The 15643-nt window shown below is 70.0% G+C and carries 12 protein-coding genes; 9 read left to right on the top strand and 3 right to left on the bottom strand.

All coding sequences use genetic code 11. From position 1 onward, the window contains the following. Window positions 1–209 precede the first annotated feature (209 nt). From ACIHEJ_RS02140 to pqqE, 9 genes are all read left to right on the top strand, one after another. Window positions 210–1604 carry a LytTR family transcriptional regulator DNA-binding domain-containing protein gene (locus tag ACIHEJ_RS02140; RefSeq protein ID WP_400131330.1) on the top strand — a complete coding sequence of 465 codons (1395 nt, stop codon included), beginning with the start codon at window positions 210–212 and terminating at the stop codon, window positions 1602–1604. 42 nt (window positions 1605–1646) lie between these two features. Next, complete coding sequence (gene katG, locus ACIHEJ_RS02135; protein ID WP_400131329.1) at window positions 1647–3935, top strand: catalase/peroxidase HPI; 2289 nt, start codon at window positions 1647–1649, stop codon at window positions 3933–3935. A 167-nt stretch (window positions 3936–4102) separates the two neighbouring features. Next, window positions 4103–4564 (top strand): MSMEG_3727 family PQQ-associated protein, encoded by a 462-nt coding sequence (locus ACIHEJ_RS02130; RefSeq protein WP_400131328.1) that lies wholly within the window; start codon window positions 4103–4105, stop codon window positions 4562–4564. 22 nt (window positions 4565–4586) lie between these two features. After that, window positions 4587–6296 carry a PQQ-dependent dehydrogenase, methanol/ethanol family gene (locus ACIHEJ_RS02125; RefSeq protein ID WP_400131327.1) on the top strand — a complete coding sequence of 570 codons (1710 nt, stop codon included), beginning with the start codon at window positions 4587–4589 and terminating at the stop codon, window positions 6294–6296. Window positions 6297–6343: 47 nt separating this feature from the next. Further along, window positions 6344–6439: a pyrroloquinoline quinone precursor peptide PqqA gene (gene pqqA / locus ACIHEJ_RS02120; protein ID WP_100829469.1), complete on the top strand. Its 96-nt coding sequence runs from the start codon at window positions 6344–6346 to the stop codon at window positions 6437–6439. Between the two features lie 109 nt (window positions 6440–6548). Further along, on the top strand, window positions 6549–7436 hold the full coding sequence (pqqB, locus tag ACIHEJ_RS02115; RefSeq protein ID WP_400131326.1) for a pyrroloquinoline quinone biosynthesis protein PqqB: 888 nt from the start codon (window positions 6549–6551) through the stop codon (window positions 7434–7436). Between the two features lie 4 nt (window positions 7437–7440). Next, complete coding sequence (gene pqqC / locus ACIHEJ_RS02110) at window positions 7441–8139, top strand: pyrroloquinoline-quinone synthase PqqC (RefSeq protein WP_400131325.1); 699 nt, start codon at window positions 7441–7443, stop codon at window positions 8137–8139. A gap of 5 nt (window positions 8140–8144) precedes the next feature. Continuing rightward, a complete protein-coding gene (gene pqqD, locus ACIHEJ_RS02105) occupies window positions 8145–8474 on the top strand; it encodes a pyrroloquinoline quinone biosynthesis peptide chaperone PqqD (protein WP_400131324.1) in 330 nt (109 codons plus the stop codon). After that, window positions 8467–9573 (top strand): pyrroloquinoline quinone biosynthesis protein PqqE, encoded by a 1107-nt coding sequence (gene pqqE / locus ACIHEJ_RS02100; RefSeq protein ID WP_400131323.1) that lies wholly within the window; start codon window positions 8467–8469, stop codon window positions 9571–9573. The genes pqqD and pqqE overlap by 8 nt, the downstream gene beginning before the upstream one ends. Before the next feature lie 30 nt (window positions 9574–9603). Here the strand turns inward: pqqE and ACIHEJ_RS02095 are convergent, their stop codons facing one another. The 3 genes from ACIHEJ_RS02095 to ACIHEJ_RS02085 all read right to left on the bottom strand — a co-directional run bounded on the left by ACIHEJ_RS02095 (window position 9604) and on the right by ACIHEJ_RS02085 (window position 15496). Then, on the bottom strand, window positions 9604–10143 hold the full coding sequence (locus tag ACIHEJ_RS02095; protein WP_400131322.1) for a manganese efflux pump MntP family protein: 540 nt from the start codon (window positions 10141–10143) through the stop codon (window positions 9604–9606). A 184-nt stretch (window positions 10144–10327) separates the two neighbouring features. Then, the gene (gene katG, locus ACIHEJ_RS02090; protein WP_400131321.1) at window positions 10328–12520 is read right to left on the bottom strand and encodes a catalase/peroxidase HPI; all 2193 of its coding nucleotides are present in this window, start codon (window positions 12518–12520) and stop codon (window positions 10328–10330) included. A gap of 1284 nt (window positions 12521–13804) precedes the next feature. Further along, window positions 13805–15496, bottom strand: a complete 1692-nt coding sequence (locus ACIHEJ_RS02085; protein WP_400131320.1) for an acetolactate synthase large subunit — start codon at window positions 15494–15496, stop codon at window positions 13805–13807. Between the last annotated feature and the right edge of the window lie 147 nt (window positions 15497–15643).

The raw sequence follows: 15643 nt of genomic DNA, 5'->3' as shown, positions 1-15643 counted from the left end.
GAGAGGGACGTGCGCAGGCCGACAACGGTACCTAGGGTGGGGAGTGCGGGAGTGCAGGTCTGTGACACGGCCTGAACGGGTGACGAAGAAGGAAGACGCGCGACGCACGACCCGGGCCGCTGCAGGCCCGGCCGCGACGAGCGGCGACCGGCGCGGACCAGCGCGCACGCCGTCGCGTGTTGGGGACGGACCAAGGGTGGTTCTGAACCATGAGGGATGTACATCGGCTCGAGTCCGGGTCGGCGAACCTGGACGACGGCACCGTGCTCGCGGCGTGGGAACGGTTCGTGCAGGGCGAGGATCAGGTCCCGGACGTCCGGCCGCTGGTGGCGATCTCCTGGCATCGCTGCCGGGAGCAGTACCGGGTCGATCCTCACCTCACCGAGGCCCCGGTGGCCGTCGCGGAGCCCGACCGTACGCCCGAGCACGACGGCGTATTCGCCGAGCTGGGCTTTCGTGCCGCCTCGGTGGCACATGAAGTGGGCAACCTCGGTGGCGTCGTCACCGTCACCGATGCCACGGGCCGGATCCTGGCCGAGTGGGGTGATCAAGCCACGCTCGCCAGGGCCGGCGACCCCAATATGGCGCCCTGGTTCTGCTGGTCCGAGTGCGCGGTCGGCACGAACGGCATGGGAACGGCGCTCGAGGCGCACGGCCCGGTGTCGATCAGGGGCGCGGAGCACTGGTGCCGGGCGCTCCACAACTGGGTCTGCGCGGGCATCGCGGTGCGCGACGTGGTGACCAGAGAACCGATCGCGGTCCTGAACATCTGCCGCTGGCGCAGCCGGCTCCCGGCGTCCACGGAAAGCTGGCTGGCGAACGCGGCCGCCATGACCCAGTGCCCCCTGAAGAGGCGCGCCCGGGACAGCGGTGCCGAGTTGGTCGCGGCCCACACCCAGGCCAGGGCACGCTCCAGCGCGCCCCTCGCCGCGCTGGACACCGCGGGCAAGGTGGTGATCGCCGACGAGATGGCAAGCGTGTTCCTGGGCGTCCCGGCCTGCACCCCGGCGGTCGACCCCACGCTGCGCTGGAACCCCGGGCTGCCCGAACTGATCACAGCCGCCCGGTATGCCACGGGGCAGGCGGCCCACAATCCCGACTGGGTCGGCTCGACGCAGATCTTCGCCCACCTCGCCGACGAGCCGACGTCGATCGGCATCCGGCCCGTCTTCTCGTCCGGACGCCTGATCGGGCACCTGGTCTCGTTCGGTGCCTCCGGCGGGGCACAGGTGCCCCAGGCGGAGGGGGCCGCGCGCCCTCGGGCGCAGCCGCGCCGACTGGTCGCGATGCGCGGCAACCGGATGGTGCTGCTGCGGCTGCCGGAAGTCTCCTTCGCCGAATCGCAGGGGAACGACGTGTGGCTCTCCACCGATCAGGGGCGACTGCGAGCCGCCTCGCTGAGTCTGGACAAGCTCGAAGGCGAGCTGGCGGACGTCGGCTTCCTGCGGGTGCACCGCCGGTACGTGGTCAACCTCAGCCGCATCAGGGAGATAGAGCGTGGGCTCAAGGGCGAGCTGTCCCTGGTCATGGACGACCGGGCGAACGTGATGGTGCCGGTTTCCCGGCGGCATGCGCCGGCCGTGCGACGTGCCCTGGACCTCTGAGTGCCCCGGCGCACGATCTCTGTTCCCGGAAGGAGGAGTCCCGTGACTGACAGCCCGGACGCCGTCGCCGGCGAGGCGAACGTCGGGGGCGCGGGCGGCCTCGGCTTTGCTGCCCCGGCCGGCCACCACGGTCACGCGACCGCGGGCGCGAGCAACCGCGGCTGGTGGCCGGACCGGCTCGACCTGGCGATTCTCCGGAAACACCCCGCCGTCGCCGACCCCATGGGTGAGGACTTCGACTACGCCGCGGAGTTCCGGACGCTCGACCTCGACGCCCTGGCACGGGACGTCGACGAGGTGCTCACGACGTCGCAGGAGTGGTGGCCGGCCGACTTCGGCCACTACGGGCCGCTCGTGATCCGGATGGTGTGGCACGGCGCGGGCACGTACCGCATCGACGACGGCCGGGGCGGCGCGGGCGCCGGCATGCAGCGTTTCGCGCCGCTGAACAGCTGGCCGGACAACCGCAACCTCGACAAGGCGCGCCGGCTGCTCTGGCCGGTGAAGAAGAAGTACGGCCGCAAGATCTCCTGGGCCGACCTGATGGTTTTCGCGGGCAACCGCGCCCTGGAGACGATGGGCCTCACGACCTTCGGCTTCGCCGGCGGCCGGGCGGACGTCTGGGAGCCCGACGCGGACGTCTACTGGGGCCCCGAGCACGCCTGGCTCGGCGACGAACGCCACCGCGGCGTCCGCGAGCTGGACAAGCCCCTGGCCGCCGACCAGATGGGCCTCATCTACGTCAACCCGGAGGGGCCGAACACCGTCCCGGACCCGCTCACCGCGGCCCGCGACATCCGCGAGACGTTCCGGCGCATGGGGATGAACGACGAGGAGACCGTCGCGCTGATCGCGGGCGGTCACACGTTCGGCAAGACCCACGGCGCGGCCGACCCGGTCGCCCACCTCGGCCCCGAACCCGAGGGCGCCCCTCTCGAGGAGCAGGGCCTGGGCTGGAGGAACAGCTACGGCACCGGGAAGGGCGCGGACGCCATCTCCAGCGGGCTGGAGGGTACGTGGACACCCACCCCGACGAGATGGGACAACAGCTTCTTCGAGACCCTGTTCGGCTACGAGTGGGAGCTGGAGCTGAGCCCCGCGGGGCTGTGGCAGTGGATCCCGAAGGACGGCGGCGGGGCCGGCACCGTACCGGACGCCCACGACCCGTCGACGACACACGCCCCGACGATTCTGACGACGGACCTCGCGCTGCGGTCGGACCCGGTCTACGAGTCGATCTCGCGACGCTTCCTGGAGAACCCGGACCAGCTCGCGGACGCGTTCGCCCGGACCTGGTTCAAGCTGACGCACCTCGACATGGGCCCGATCCAGCGCTATCTCGGACCGCTGGTACCCCGGGAGACGCTGCTCTGGCAGGACCCGGTCCCCGCCGTGGACCACGAGCTCGTCGGGGCGGCCGACATCGCCGCGCTCAAGAGCCGGGTCCTCGCCTCCGGACTGACCGTCTCCCAGCTCGTCTCGACCGCGTGGGCGTCGGCCTCGACGTTCCGCGCCAGCGACAAGCGCGGCGGGGCGAACGGCGCGCGCATCCGTCTCGAGCCACAGCGGGGCTGGGAGGTCAACGACCCCGACACACTGGCACAGGTGCTGCACACCCTGGAGGGGATCCAGGAGTCCTTCGACAGCTCCCAGGCCGGGGACAAGAAGATCTCGCTGGCCGACCTCATCGTGCTCGGGGGAGCCGCCGCCGTCGAGCGGGCCGCCAGGACCGCCGGGCACGACGTCCAGGTCCCCTTCAGCCCGGGACGCACGGACGCCACGCAGGAGTGGACCGACGTGGAGTCCTTCGCCCCGCTCGAGCCGACCGCGGACGGGTTCCGCAACTACCTCGGCAAGGGCAGCCGGCTGCCGTCGGAGCACCTGCTGGTCGACCGCGCGAACCTGCTGGACCTGAGCGCGCCCGAGATGACCGTCCTCGTGGGGGGCCTGAGGGTGCTGGGCGCCAACCACCAGCAGTCGCCGCTGGGCGTCTTCACCTCGGCGGCCGGGTCGCTGACCGAGGACTTCTTCGTGAACCTGCTCGACACGGGCACGGAATGGACGCCGACATCCGCGACCGCGGAAGCCTTCGAGGGGCGCGACCGTGCCACCGGCGAGATCAAGTGGACCGGTAGCCGCGTCGACCTCGTCTTCCGCCGGAACCCCGAACTGCGTGCCGTCGCGGAGGTCTACGCGAGCGAGGGCGCACGGGAGAAGTTCGTGCAGGACTTCGTCGCCGCATGGACCAAGGTCATGAACCTCGATCGGTACGACCTCGGTACGCCGCCGCCCGGCTCCTCCCAACGGCGGCACATCGGGTACGAACGGTAGCCCGTCGCGGACGAACGGCATGATCCGGACCGCACCAGGGCGCGCCTTGTCGGCGTGATCCATCCGGCGTAGCGTGTTTATCGACTGCGAATTCAGCACCGTATTCGGGGTGCGATTTATCGGGCGTAGTGCGCTCCTAAAATAGATTTCGAGGAGTGGAACCACCTATGACGATCGCGCAGGAGCGAGCCGACCTGCTGGACAGGCTCGGGCTGGCCGCACAGAACAAAGCAGCGCTGGGTCAAGTGCTGGGAACCGGAAGTATTGGGCAGGCCACCGAGGAATCGGACGGCCACATGAAGGCCACCATTCGTATCCACCCGGATGAGCTGACCTGGGATCCTTCAATTCTGGTCATGCCCCATGGGGGCGATATCGAGCTCGAGCTCGTCAATGACGACAAGAACACGCACTGCGCACTTCTGCCGAGCAATGGCGACAGGAAGTTCATCTGGCTGGTGAACCATTCGCACGGACACGCGCACCTCAACCTCGACGGGCCGGGCTACTACTGGTACGCCTCGCCCACGGGCAACGACGAGGGCCGGGGGCTGACCGGGGCCATCGTCGTCCTCGGGGACGCTCCGCCGGAGGCCCGCCTCGACCGTCCCGAACAGCCGCGGCCGTAGGAAGAAGCAGGAGGTGGAGGAAATGACCGTCGACTACGCCGACTACGTCGACGCCGGTGAGGCTGTCGATCAGGGACTCCTGAGCGGCAAGGTCGCGGGCGGGGACGTCGCGCCGCCGGTAGTGGCCGGCGTCGACTACGAGCGCATCCTCAATGCCCGCGAGGAACCCCAGAACTGGCTCACCTACTACGGCGCCTACAACGGGCAGCGGTACAGCCCGCTGGACCAGATCAACACGGAGAACGTCAAGCGCATGGTCCCCGCATGGGTCTTCCAGGCCGGCACGACCGGCCTGATCGCGGGCGCGTCGACCTACTCGTTCGAGGCCGCCCCGATCGTCGTCGACGGGGTCATGTTCCTCTCCGGCTGGGACGGCTGGGTCTGGGCCCTCGACGCGAAGACGGGTGTGGAGATCTGGCGGTACAAGCATGCGGTCCCCTTCGACGTGTCCTTGTGCTGCGGGAACGTGAACCGCGGGGTCGCCGTGGCGCAGGGGAAGGTCTTCTTCGTCACGGCGAACGCGCGCGTCATCGCGCTCGACGCCACCACCGGCAAGCGGGTCTGGGACAAGACCTACGGAGACGTCCGGGCCGGTGAGAGCGCCACGGTCGCCCCGCTGGTCGTGAAGAACATGGTCGTCGTCGGGAGTTCCGGCGGCGAGTTCGGCGTACGCGGTCACCTCGACGCGTTCGACCTCGAGACCGGCGAGCACCAGTGGCGCTGCTACACCGTGCCGAAGCCCGGGGAGCCCGGCTCGGAGACCTGGCCCGCCGACGGCGAGGCCTGGGCACGGGGCGGGGCGAACTGCTGGATCACCGGCACCTTCGACCCGGAGACGAACCTGCTGTACGTCGGCACCGGCAACCCGGCGCCCGACTTCGACGGAGCGGTCCGCGAGGGCGACAACCTCTTCACCGACAGCATCATCGCCGTCGACGTGGACAGCGGTCAGATCCGCTGGCACTACCAGTGCACCCCGCACGACCTGTGGGACTACGACAGCATCGGCGAGTGCATCCTGTTCGAGCAGGACGGGCGCAAACTGCTCGGGCACTTCGACAAGAACGGCTACTTCTTCGTCCTCGACCGCACGAACGGCGCCCGGGTCCAGATCACCCCCTTCGTGGACCGCATCACCTGGGGGGCCATCACGAGGGACGGCCAGGTGACGGCCAAGGTGTACCCGGACAAGGAAGGAGAACCGGTCCACTTCTACCCGGGTCCGGCCGGCGCCAAGGAATGGACCCATGCGGCCTACAGCCCGAAGACCGAGCTGTTCTACGTCCCCGTCCAGGACACCGGTGCCACGGCCACCCGGCGGCGCCGGGAGTTCAAGGAGAGCATCCCCTACTGGGGCGCGGGCGTTCAGGTGGACATCGAGGACATGGCGGGGTCCATCAGCGCGTTCGACGCGGGCGGCGAGGAGAAGTGGCGCTGGCGCAACGAACTCCCGATGTGCGCCTCGACGCTGGCCACCGGCGGTGACCTGGTGTTCGCCGGCGAGGCCTCCGGGGAGTTCAACGCGCTCGACGCCCGCACCGGGGAGCTGTTGTGGCAGTTCCAGTGCGGAAGCGGCCACCACAGCAGTCCGACCACCTACATGGTCGACGGCAGGCAGTACGTGGCCGTGCCGGTCGGCTGGGGCGGATGGGCCGAGGGATTCCTCCCCGGCATGCTCGGCGCGGGGCACGGGAGCGCCCTGATCGTCTTCGCCCTCCCGGAACCGTCGTAGCGCGTGACCGGAGCCTGCCGTGATCCCGGCGGAGAGGAGGTGAATCCATGGAGTCTCAGCTCGCTGTGTGGGAGACGCCCGAGTTCGACGAGATCGCAGTCGCGGCCGAGGTGACCATGTACCTCGCTCGGTTGGAGGACTAGCGGATGCGGGCGGCGCCGGACCAGGTCCGGCGCCGCCCGACGGCTCGGGACGGCCACGGACGGCCGGTCCGGCGGCGAACCGGGATCGAACGACGAACGGAGTGCCGACGTGTTGCTGCGCGTGCTGGGCTCGGCGGCGGGGGGCGGCTCACCGCAGTGGAACTGCGGCTGCCCGGTGTGCGTCGCGGTCCGCTCCCGGGCCGGCCTCGCGCGCACCCAGTCGTCGGTGGCGGTCAGCGCCGACCGCCGCCGGTGGTTCCTCATCAACGCCTCGCCCGACCTCCGTGCCCAGTTCGAGGCCTTCCCCGGCCTGCACCCGCACGACGACCGGACGACGCCGCTGGAGGCGGTGCTGCTCACCGACGCCGAACTGGACCACACGCTGGGCCTGCTCCTGCTGCGCGAGGCCCGTGCCCTGCGGCTGTACGCCACACCGGCGGTGCGCAAGACCCTGTCCGACGGCTCGGGGATTCTGCGCACGCTCGAACGTTACTGCCCGGTCGAGTGGCGGGCAGTGATCCCCGGTACATGTCTCGCCCTGGCGGACGGCCTGTCCTGCCGGGCGTTCGACGTACCCACCACCAAACGCGACCGGTTCGGAGCCGGGGCGGACCACGGCCGCGTCGTGGGCTACCGGCTGACCGACGAGCGCAGCGGGGGAACGCTGGTGTACCTGCCGGCGGTGCAGGCGCTGACGGCGGCAGTGCGCGGGGAGATCGAGGGCTGCGCATGCCTGCTGATCGACGGGACCTGCTGGCACGACGACGAGCTCGTACGGCTCGGCCTGGCCGGCAGGACGGCACGGGAGATGGGCCACCTGCCCATCGACGGCCCGGACGGCAGCCTGGCGCAGCTCCCGTCGCTGGGCGTGCGGCGGACCGTCTTCGTGCACATGAACAACACCAACCCGGTCCTCCTGGAGGACGCGCCCGAGCGGCGTACCGTGGAGGAGAGCGGCATGGAAGTGGCCATGGACGGCCTCGAGGTCCAGGTGTAGAGCCGTGACGACGACGACCACGACAACCGGCACCGACGCCTTCGTCGAGACGTTGCGGGCCCACTCGCGGCTGTACCACGACCAGCACCCGTTCCACGTCCGGATGAACGCCGGCCGGCTGAGCCGCCGGCAGATCCGGGGCTGGGTGGCCAACCGCTTCTACTACCAGGAGAACATCCCCCGCAAGGACGCCGCGATCCTCTCCAACTGCCCCGACCCCGAGGTCCGCCGCCGCTGGATCCGACGGATCCTCGAGCACGACGGCACGGCCGCCGGTGAGGGCGGCATCGAGGCGTGGCTGCGCCTCGGCGAGGCCGCCGGGCTGACCCGCGAGGAGGTCCTGGATCACCGGCACCTGGTACCCGGGGTGCGGTTCGCCGTCGACGCCTACCTGAACTTCGCCCGGACCCGCCCGTGGGTGGAGGCGGTGGCCTCCTCGCTCACCGAGCTGTTCGCGCCCGACCTGATGGCGGCGCGGCTCGCCGCGTTCGAGCGGTGGTACCCGTGGATCGCCCCCGAGGGCCTTGCCTACTTCCGCGCCCGCGTGGAACAGGCCCCGCGTGACTGCGAGCACGCCCTCGAGGTGGTCACCGCGCACTGCCTCTCCGCCGAGTCCCAGGCGCGCGCCGTCGACGCGCTGTCGTTCAAGTGCGACGTCCTGTGGAGCCTGATGGACGCCGTCGACCAGGCCTATCCGGAGTGACCACCATGGACCCGACCCCTACCGGTACGACCCAGACCAGAAGCGCGACCCGGCCCGGCGTCGGGGTGTCCGGCTCGGACCGGCCCCGGTTGGCGGCCCATGTCCGGCTGACCTTCTGCCGGACCAGGCAGCGCAAGGTCCTGCTGCACCCCGAGACGGTGGTGGTGCTGAACGGCAGCGGCGCGGCCATCCTCGAGCTGTGCGACGGGCGGCACACCGTGGCCGAGATCGTGGCCGAACTGGGCGCGCGCTATGAGACCGTCCCCGACGACGAGGTCCGGCAGTTCCTGGCCCGGCTCGTCGCCCGGCGCTGGGTGGAGCTCACCGATGGATAGCCCGTTCGGACTGCTCGCCGAACTCACCTACCGCTGCCCGCTGGCCTGCCCGTACTGCTCCAACCCCCTGAACCTGGCCGGCTACCAGGACGAGCTGACCACCGACGAGTGGCTGCGGGTGCTGACCGAGGCCGAGGACCTGGGAGTTCTGCAGTGCCACCTGTCCGGCGGGGAACCGCTGCTGCGGCGCGACCTGGTGGAGCTCGTGGCGCACGCCCACGCCCTGGGCCTCTACACCAACCTCATCACCAGCGCCCTCGGGTTCTCGCGACCGAGGGCCGAGCAGCTGCGGGCCGCCGGCCTGGATCACGTGCAGATCAGCATCCAGGCCGACGAACCGGCCGTGTCCGACCGGATCGCCGGGATCCCGTCCTTCCGGCGCAAGATCGAGGCGATGGGCGTGGTCAAGGAGCTGGGCTGGCCGCTCACCATGAACGTGGTGCTGCACCGGCACAACATCGACCGCGTCGCCGCTGTGCTCGCCCTGGCGGAGGAGGTGGGCGCCGACCGGGTGGAGCTGGCCAACACCCAGTACTACGGCTGGGCCTGGCGGAACCGAGCCGCACTCCTGCCGAGCCGGGCCCAGCTCGAGGCGGCCGAGGCCGTGGTACGGGCCGCCCGCGAGCGGTTGCGGGACCGTGTGGACATCATCTACGTCATCCCCGACTACTACAGCCGCTACCCGAAGCCCTGCATGGGTGGCTGGGCCTCCCGGCAGCTGACCGTGACGCCCAACGGCGACGTCCTGCCCTGCCCGGCCGCCCAGTCCCTGCCGTTGCCGCGGGCCAGCGTGCGGGAGGACCCGCTGGCGCGGATCTGGGCCGAAGCCCCGGTGATGACCGCGTTCCGCGGGACCGACTGGATGCCGGAACCCTGCCGTAGCTGCCCCCGGCGGGAGGTGGACTTCGGCGGGTGCCGCTGCCAGGCGTTCCTGCTCACCGGCGACGCCGCCCGCACCGACCCGGTGTGTCACCTGTCGCCCGACCACCACCTGGTCACCCGGGCGGTCGAGGCCGCCGACGCCGGCTCGCGGGACGACGGACCTCCGCTGGTTCCCCGCCCGCACCGAGCCGGTCCGCCGCCTGTCGCCCGGTCATGACCTGCCCGGACGGCCGCCCGGTGGAGCGGGTCAGTCGCCGAACCACAACGGCAGCGCCGCAGCGGCGATGATCAGGGTGACTCCGCTCAGCAGGTCCGAGCGGATCCGGACGAGGCGTGCCGCGGCCCGCCCGAGCTGCAGCCCGACCAGCGACAGCACTGCCGTCATGGTGCCGAAGGCGGCGGCCGAGAACCACGGCGAGAGCCCGAGAACCCCCAGGCTCGCCCCGGCGAACAAGTTGTCCAGACTCAGCGTCAACGGGATGCCGAACAACGCCCACGGGTGGTCCAACTCCTCCGGCTCGGGGTTCCGGAGGGACGAGATGACGAGGTAGAGACCGTACCCGCCGAGCACGGCCGCTCCCACCACATCGGCGACGTCCCCGATGGACTCCCCGATCTGGTGACCGATCAACAGCCCGACCAGGGGCATAATCGCGTCCCACAATCCGAAGGTCAGCGCGACCTGCACCGCACGCTTCAAACCGAATGGGACCGTGCCGAGCGCGATCGATACTCGGAAATTGTCGAGACTGAGTACGAAACCCAGGACCAGTATTTCCCAGATCATGGCATTGAACAGAATATCTCAGACGGCTCGCACAATAAACCTGGCAGGCAGATTTCCGGAGGGTTTTCCACACCACTCGCCGGACGGTGGCCGACACCTGCAAAAGGCTCGCCGACTGCACTTCGCCGACGCCGGCTCGGCCACGCCCCGGCCGGCCCGGCGAGGGCCGACCGGGGCGTCGGGCTCAGGCGAGGTCGAACCGGTCGAGATTCATCACCTTGTTCCACGCTGCCACGAAGTCACGAATGAACTTGTCTCCCGCATCCCGGGCCCCGTAGACCTCCGAGACGGCTCGCAACTGGGAGTTCGCACCGAAGACCAGGTCGACGGCGGTGGCGGTCCACTTGACCTCGCCGGTGGCGCGATCCCGGCCTTCGAACACGTTCTCGTCCGTGGCCGACGCCTTCCACTCCGTGCCCATGTCGAGCAGGTTGACGAAGAAGTCGTTGGTCAAGCTTCCCGGCCGGTCGGTGAAGACACCGTGGGGGGACCCCTTGAAGCCGGTGTTCAGGGCCCGCATGCCGCCGATCAGCACCGTCATCTCGGGAGCGGTCAGCGTCAGCAGGTTGGCGCGGTCCAGCATCAGGGTCTCCGGCGACAGCTTCTCGCCCTCCGGAAGGTAGTTGCGGAAGGCATCCGCCTTCGGCTCCAGCACGGCGAACGACGCCGCGTCGGTCTGTTCCTGCGAGGCATCCGTACGCCCCGGCGCGAACGGAACCGTGACGTCGTACCCGGCGTTCCTCGCGGCCCGCTCGACGGCCGCGCACCCGCCGAGGACGATCAGGTCGGCGAGGGAGACCCGCGTTCCGCCGCTCCGGGAGACGTTGAAGTCCTCCTGGATCCGCTCGAGCGTACGCAGTACCTCGGTCACCTCGGGGAGGTCGTTGAGCTCCCAGTCCTTCTGCGGCGCGAGCCGGATCCGTGCTCCGTTCGCCCCGCCGCGCTTGTCCGTGCCGCGGAAGCTCGCCGCCGACGCCCAGGCGGTGGTGACCAGCTGGGAGAGGGAGAGGCCCGAGGCGAGGATCCGGTCCTTGAGGGCGGCGATGTCCTCGTCCCCGACCAGTTCGTGATCGACGGCGGGAACGGGGTCCTGCCACAGCTGCGGCTCGGGAATCCACGGGCCGAGGTAACGCGAGAGGGGCCCCATGTCGCGGTGCAGCAGTTTGTACCACGCCTTGGCGAACGCCACCGCGAGCTCGTCCGGGTTCTCGTGGAACCGCTTCGTGATCGGGCCGTAGACCGGGTCCACCTTCAGCGCGAGGTCCGTCGTCAGCATCATGGGGGCGTGCCGCTTCGACGGATCATGGGCGTCGGGCACGGTGTTCCTGGCCGCGGGATCCGTGGGAGTCCACTGGTGGGCGCCGGCGGGGCTGCTCGTCAGCTCCCACTCGTACCCGTAGAGATTGTCCAGGTACCCGTTGTCCCACGTGGTCGGCGCGGTGGTCCATGCGCCCTCCAGACCGCTGGTGAGCGCGTGGGGGCCCACGCCGCTGCCGTAGGTGTTCCGCCAGCCGAGGCCCTGCTGCTCGATGGCGGCGGCCTCGGGTTCCGGGCCGATGTAACTGGGTTCGACCGCGCCATGACACTTGCCGAAGGTGTGGCCGCCGACGATGAGTGCGACCGTCTCCTCGTCGTTCATCGCCATGCGCCCGAACGTCTCCCGGACGTCGCGGGCGGCGGCCAACGGGTCGGGGTTTCCGTTGGGCCCCTCCGGATTGACGTAGATCAGTCCCATCTGCACGGCGGCGAAGGGACCGGCGAGATCCCTGTCTCCGCTGTAGCGCTCATCTCCGAGCCACGTGTCCTCGGGTCCCCAGAAGATCTCCTCGGGTTCCCAGATGTCCTCTCGCCCGAAACCGAACCCGAACGTCTTGAATCCCATGGATTCCATGGCGCAGTTTCCGGCGAACACCAGAAGATCGGCCCATGAGATTTTCCGGCCGTACTTCTGTTTGACCGGCCAGAGCAGACGGCGCGCCTTGTCCAGGCTCGCGTTGTCCGGCCAGCTGTTGAGGGGGGCGAAGCGCTGTGCGCCGCTGCCGCCACCGCCGCGGCCGTCCTCGATGCGGTACGTCCCCGCGGCATGCCAGCTCATCCGGATGAAGAGCGGCCCGTAGTGACCGTAGTCGGCAGGCCACCAGTCCTGGGATGTCGTCATCACCTCGAAGACGTCACGCTTCAGCGCGTCGACGTCGAGGGTCGCGAACTCTTCCGCGTAGTCGAAGTCCTCGTCCATCGGGTTGGACCGGGGCGAGTGCTGATGGAGAACCTGAAGGTCCAGCTGATTCGGCCACCAGTCCCGGTTCGTCCTGGGCCGCCGAGTCGGCGTGGGCGTCGGTGAAGGGATTACCGGATTCTCGCTTTCACTGCCGGACATGCCCGTCCTTCTTCCTGTATCGGTGTTCCTTCTGCCGGCTGCCGCTCCTGACATCGCCAGCTTCGCTGGTGCCGAGCACGTCGACCCACACCATCAGCGCGCCATGGCGCCCACCGGCCGGGAATTGCGCTGCGCCGCGTCCGTATGGTCGCGCACCGCAGGCCACACCTCTATGAAACACGCAGAGCACCCCGCATGACAGACGTGGCAGAAGGGTCGGCCTTTCCGCTCGGGTGCCGATTCCCCACGCAATCCGAATCGCAGACGGCAGCCCCTGGCCGTGCTGCGCCGGCCTCACTCGGTGGCCGCGTCACTCCTTACGAAGATCTGACGCGTCGGCCGAGCAGCCGCGGCGGCGGGCCCTGACAGGTCAGTGTGGTTACCGCGCCACCGGCGGCAAGGCAGCCACACCGAGATCACCAGGTCGGCGGCTGCCTTGACCACTGCAGCCGGAAGGCGTCGCCGCGGTACACGGCAAGCGGCTGCCGCGGCGGGACGGGTGCCCCGGGTTCCTCCCGGGGCACCCGTGCGATACCGGCACGCGGCGCGGCCGCCGGTGCCGCCGGTACTCGGTGTCCTCACGTGGGTGTGCCGTGGTGTGCTGAGGCTTCCGCGACCTTCTTGAGCGCCGAGGCAGTGGCAGGGTCACCGACCTTCGCGGGCTGCTCGTGCACGTGGCGCTCCGGGCGGTCATGGTGCGAGTGCCCCGGCGCCAGCCTTCCGCCGGCGTCGTACCGCGACGCGGCGTCGGAGGCCGGACCGGGGCCGGAGCCACCGGTTGCCGGAGTGGACCGTGCATCGCTGCGCCGGGTGTCGGCCCGTCCGCCCTGGTGCCCTCGGGCTCGTGCCGTCTCCTGTTGCGCTCCTGGAACGGGGTGCGCCTGCGTGAGCCAGGCGACGGCCGCACCGGTGAGAGCGACCGGCCATTCGACCACCCCGGCCGCGCCGAGGACTCCGGCTCCGGCGTAGACGGCCATCCGGCGGCTGCGGGGAGAGACGACTCCGATCCGTTCCAGTGCACCGTCGGCGACCTGACTCACCCGCTCGGCCCCCGGCAACCGGCGGATTCCGCGAACGGCGGCCTGCCACACCTGGAGAAGATCCGACGGCCTCGACCCGGTCTGCCTCATGTCGGACTCCCTTCGCGTGTCAAGGGGCTCGTCCTGCTCTTCCAGTGTCACACCCCCGAGGCCGCGTCCGGGAGCAGTGGTGCGGTGGGGATCACCTGGATCGAGGCCGAGACCTGCTGCGATCCGCCGCCTGGCTGTCAGCGTCGGCTTCCCTTCAGAACGGACCGCCGAGGCTGCCGAGTCGGTCGGTCAGGCGCAGGTTCTCGGAGTAGTCGACGGGGCAGGCGATCACGGAGACTCCTTCGTCCTCGAGGGCGCGGCGCAAGGTGGGCAGCAGTTGGTCGGCGGACTCGACCCGGTAACCGCGTGCGCCGAAGCTCTCGGCGTAGGCGACCAGGTCCGGGTTGGTGAAGCGGGTGTGGCTGTGGCGGCCGAGTTCGAGCTCCATCTTCCACGTGATCAGCCCGTATTCCTCGTCCACCAGGACGAGGACGATCAGGGGGATGTGTTCGCGGACGGCGGTCTCGATTTCCTGGGAGTTCATCAGGAAGGAGCCGTCGCCCATCATCGCCAGGACGCGCCGGTCGGGCCGGGCCAGTTTGGCGGCGATGGCGCCCGGCAGTGCGAAGCCCATGGTGGACAGGCCGTTGGAGACGAGGCAGGTGTCAGGTTCGTAGGTGGGGTAGAGGCGGGACATCCACATCTTCCCGGCGCCGGTGTCGGCGAGCACGATGTCGTGGCGGTCCAGGGCGGTCCGGACATCGCTCACCACACGCTGGGGCACCAGTGGGAACGCGTCGCTGTCACGCCCGTACGCGAGTTCCTCGTCGAGCAGCGTACGGATCTTCACGCTGCTTTCCGAGTCGTAGGTGAACCCTTCGGGCAGTGCCGAAGCGAGTGCGTCCAACGCCTGTGACAGGTCGCCCTCGATGCCCACTGCGACCGGGTAATGCGCGTCCACCTCGGAGGGGAAGCGGTGCACGTGCACGATGCGCTTGTCGGCGTCGGGGTTGATCTTGGCGGGGTCGAATTCCTGGATCTCGTAGCCGACGCAGATCACCACGTCGGCGGTGTCGAAGCCGAAGTTGCCGTAGTCGTGGCGCATGAAGCCGACCGCGCCGAGGGCGTTCGGGTGGTCGTCGGGGAAGACGCCCTTGCCGTGGAAGGTGGTCGCGACCGGGATGTTCAGTCGTTCGGCGAACCGCACGAGGGCGGCCGTGGCCCGGGCTCTCGCGGCGCCGTGGCCTGCCAGCACGACAGGACGCCGTGCCGTGGTGAGCACCTCGACCGCCCGCGCGATCTGCGTGAGTGACGGCGCGTCGGCGTGCACCGTGTCGATCTGCAGGGGCGCCGGCTGCCCGCCGGGCCGCTCCGCTTCGATGTCCTCGGGCACGGCCAGGAACACGGCGCCGGGGCGCTCGCTCTGCGCGATCTTGAATGCCTTGCGTGTCATCTCCGGCACCGCGTCAGGACACTCCACGCGGGCCGCCCACTGGGTGACGGGTGCGAACATCGACACCAGGTCGATGACCTGATGCGACTCCTTGTGGGTGCGGCGCAGCGAGCCCTGGGCGGCAAGGGCCACCATCGGTGCGCTGTTGGTCGTGGCATCGGCGCTGCCGAGCAGCAGGTTGATCGCGCCGGGGCCCAGCGTGGCCGAACACACCCCGGCCCTGCCGGTCAGCCGTCCGTAGATCTCCGCCATGAACGAGGCGGCCTGCTCGTGGCGCACCAGGACGTACCGGATCCCGGAGCCGCTCAGGGCGTCGACGAAGCGGATGTTCTCCTCGCCGGGGATCCCGAAGACGTACTCGACGCCTTCGGCTCGCAGACAGCGCACCAGCAGGTGTGCGACGTCGTCCGCTGCCGCCGTGTTCCGCGACTCGGTCGCGCCTTCGCTGCTCATGAGGCGAACGTAGGTACACCTGCGTGCCCGGGCCACTCGTCCGCCGCCGACCGGGGCGTGGACCGCTGTGGCCATTCGGAGGCGTTGTGATGGCGGCTGCCGCGGTCGGACCGCACGCTGGCGAAGTGAGAACGAGCCGCCATGCAC

The organism is Streptomyces sp. NPDC052301 (assembly GCF_044593395.1).
In the GTDB taxonomy this organism is placed as follows: Bacteria; Actinomycetota; Actinomycetes; order Streptomycetales; family Streptomycetaceae; genus Streptomyces.
This window is presented reverse-complemented; position numbering and strand designations above follow the sequence as displayed.

Excerpts from the sequence above, each read along its gene's own strand:
- ACIHEJ_RS02085 (WP_400131320.1), bottom strand. The coding sequence starts at position 15,496 with ATGAGCAGCGAAGGCGCGACCGAGTCGCGGAACACGGCGGCAGCGGAC.
- ACIHEJ_RS02095 (WP_400131322.1), bottom strand. The coding sequence starts at position 10,143 with ATGATCTGGGAAATACTGGTCCTGGGTTTCGTACTCAGTCTCGACAAT.
- ACIHEJ_RS02130 (WP_400131328.1), top strand. The coding sequence starts at position 4,103 with ATGACGATCGCGCAGGAGCGAGCCGACCTGCTGGACAGGCTCGGGCTG.
- pqqE (WP_400131323.1), top strand. The coding sequence starts at position 8,467 with ATGGATAGCCCGTTCGGACTGCTCGCCGAACTCACCTACCGCTGCCCG.
- pqqA (WP_100829469.1), top strand. The coding sequence starts at position 6,344 with ATGGAGTCTCAGCTCGCTGTGTGGGAGACGCCCGAGTTCGACGAGATC.
- katG (WP_400131321.1), bottom strand. The coding sequence starts at position 12,520 with ATGTCCGGCAGTGAAAGCGAGAATCCGGTAATCCCTTCACCGACGCCC.
- ACIHEJ_RS02140 (WP_400131330.1), top strand. The coding sequence starts at position 210 with ATGAGGGATGTACATCGGCTCGAGTCCGGGTCGGCGAACCTGGACGAC.
- ACIHEJ_RS02125 (WP_400131327.1), top strand. The coding sequence starts at position 4,587 with ATGACCGTCGACTACGCCGACTACGTCGACGCCGGTGAGGCTGTCGAT.
- pqqD (WP_400131324.1), top strand. The coding sequence starts at position 8,145 with ATGGACCCGACCCCTACCGGTACGACCCAGACCAGAAGCGCGACCCGG.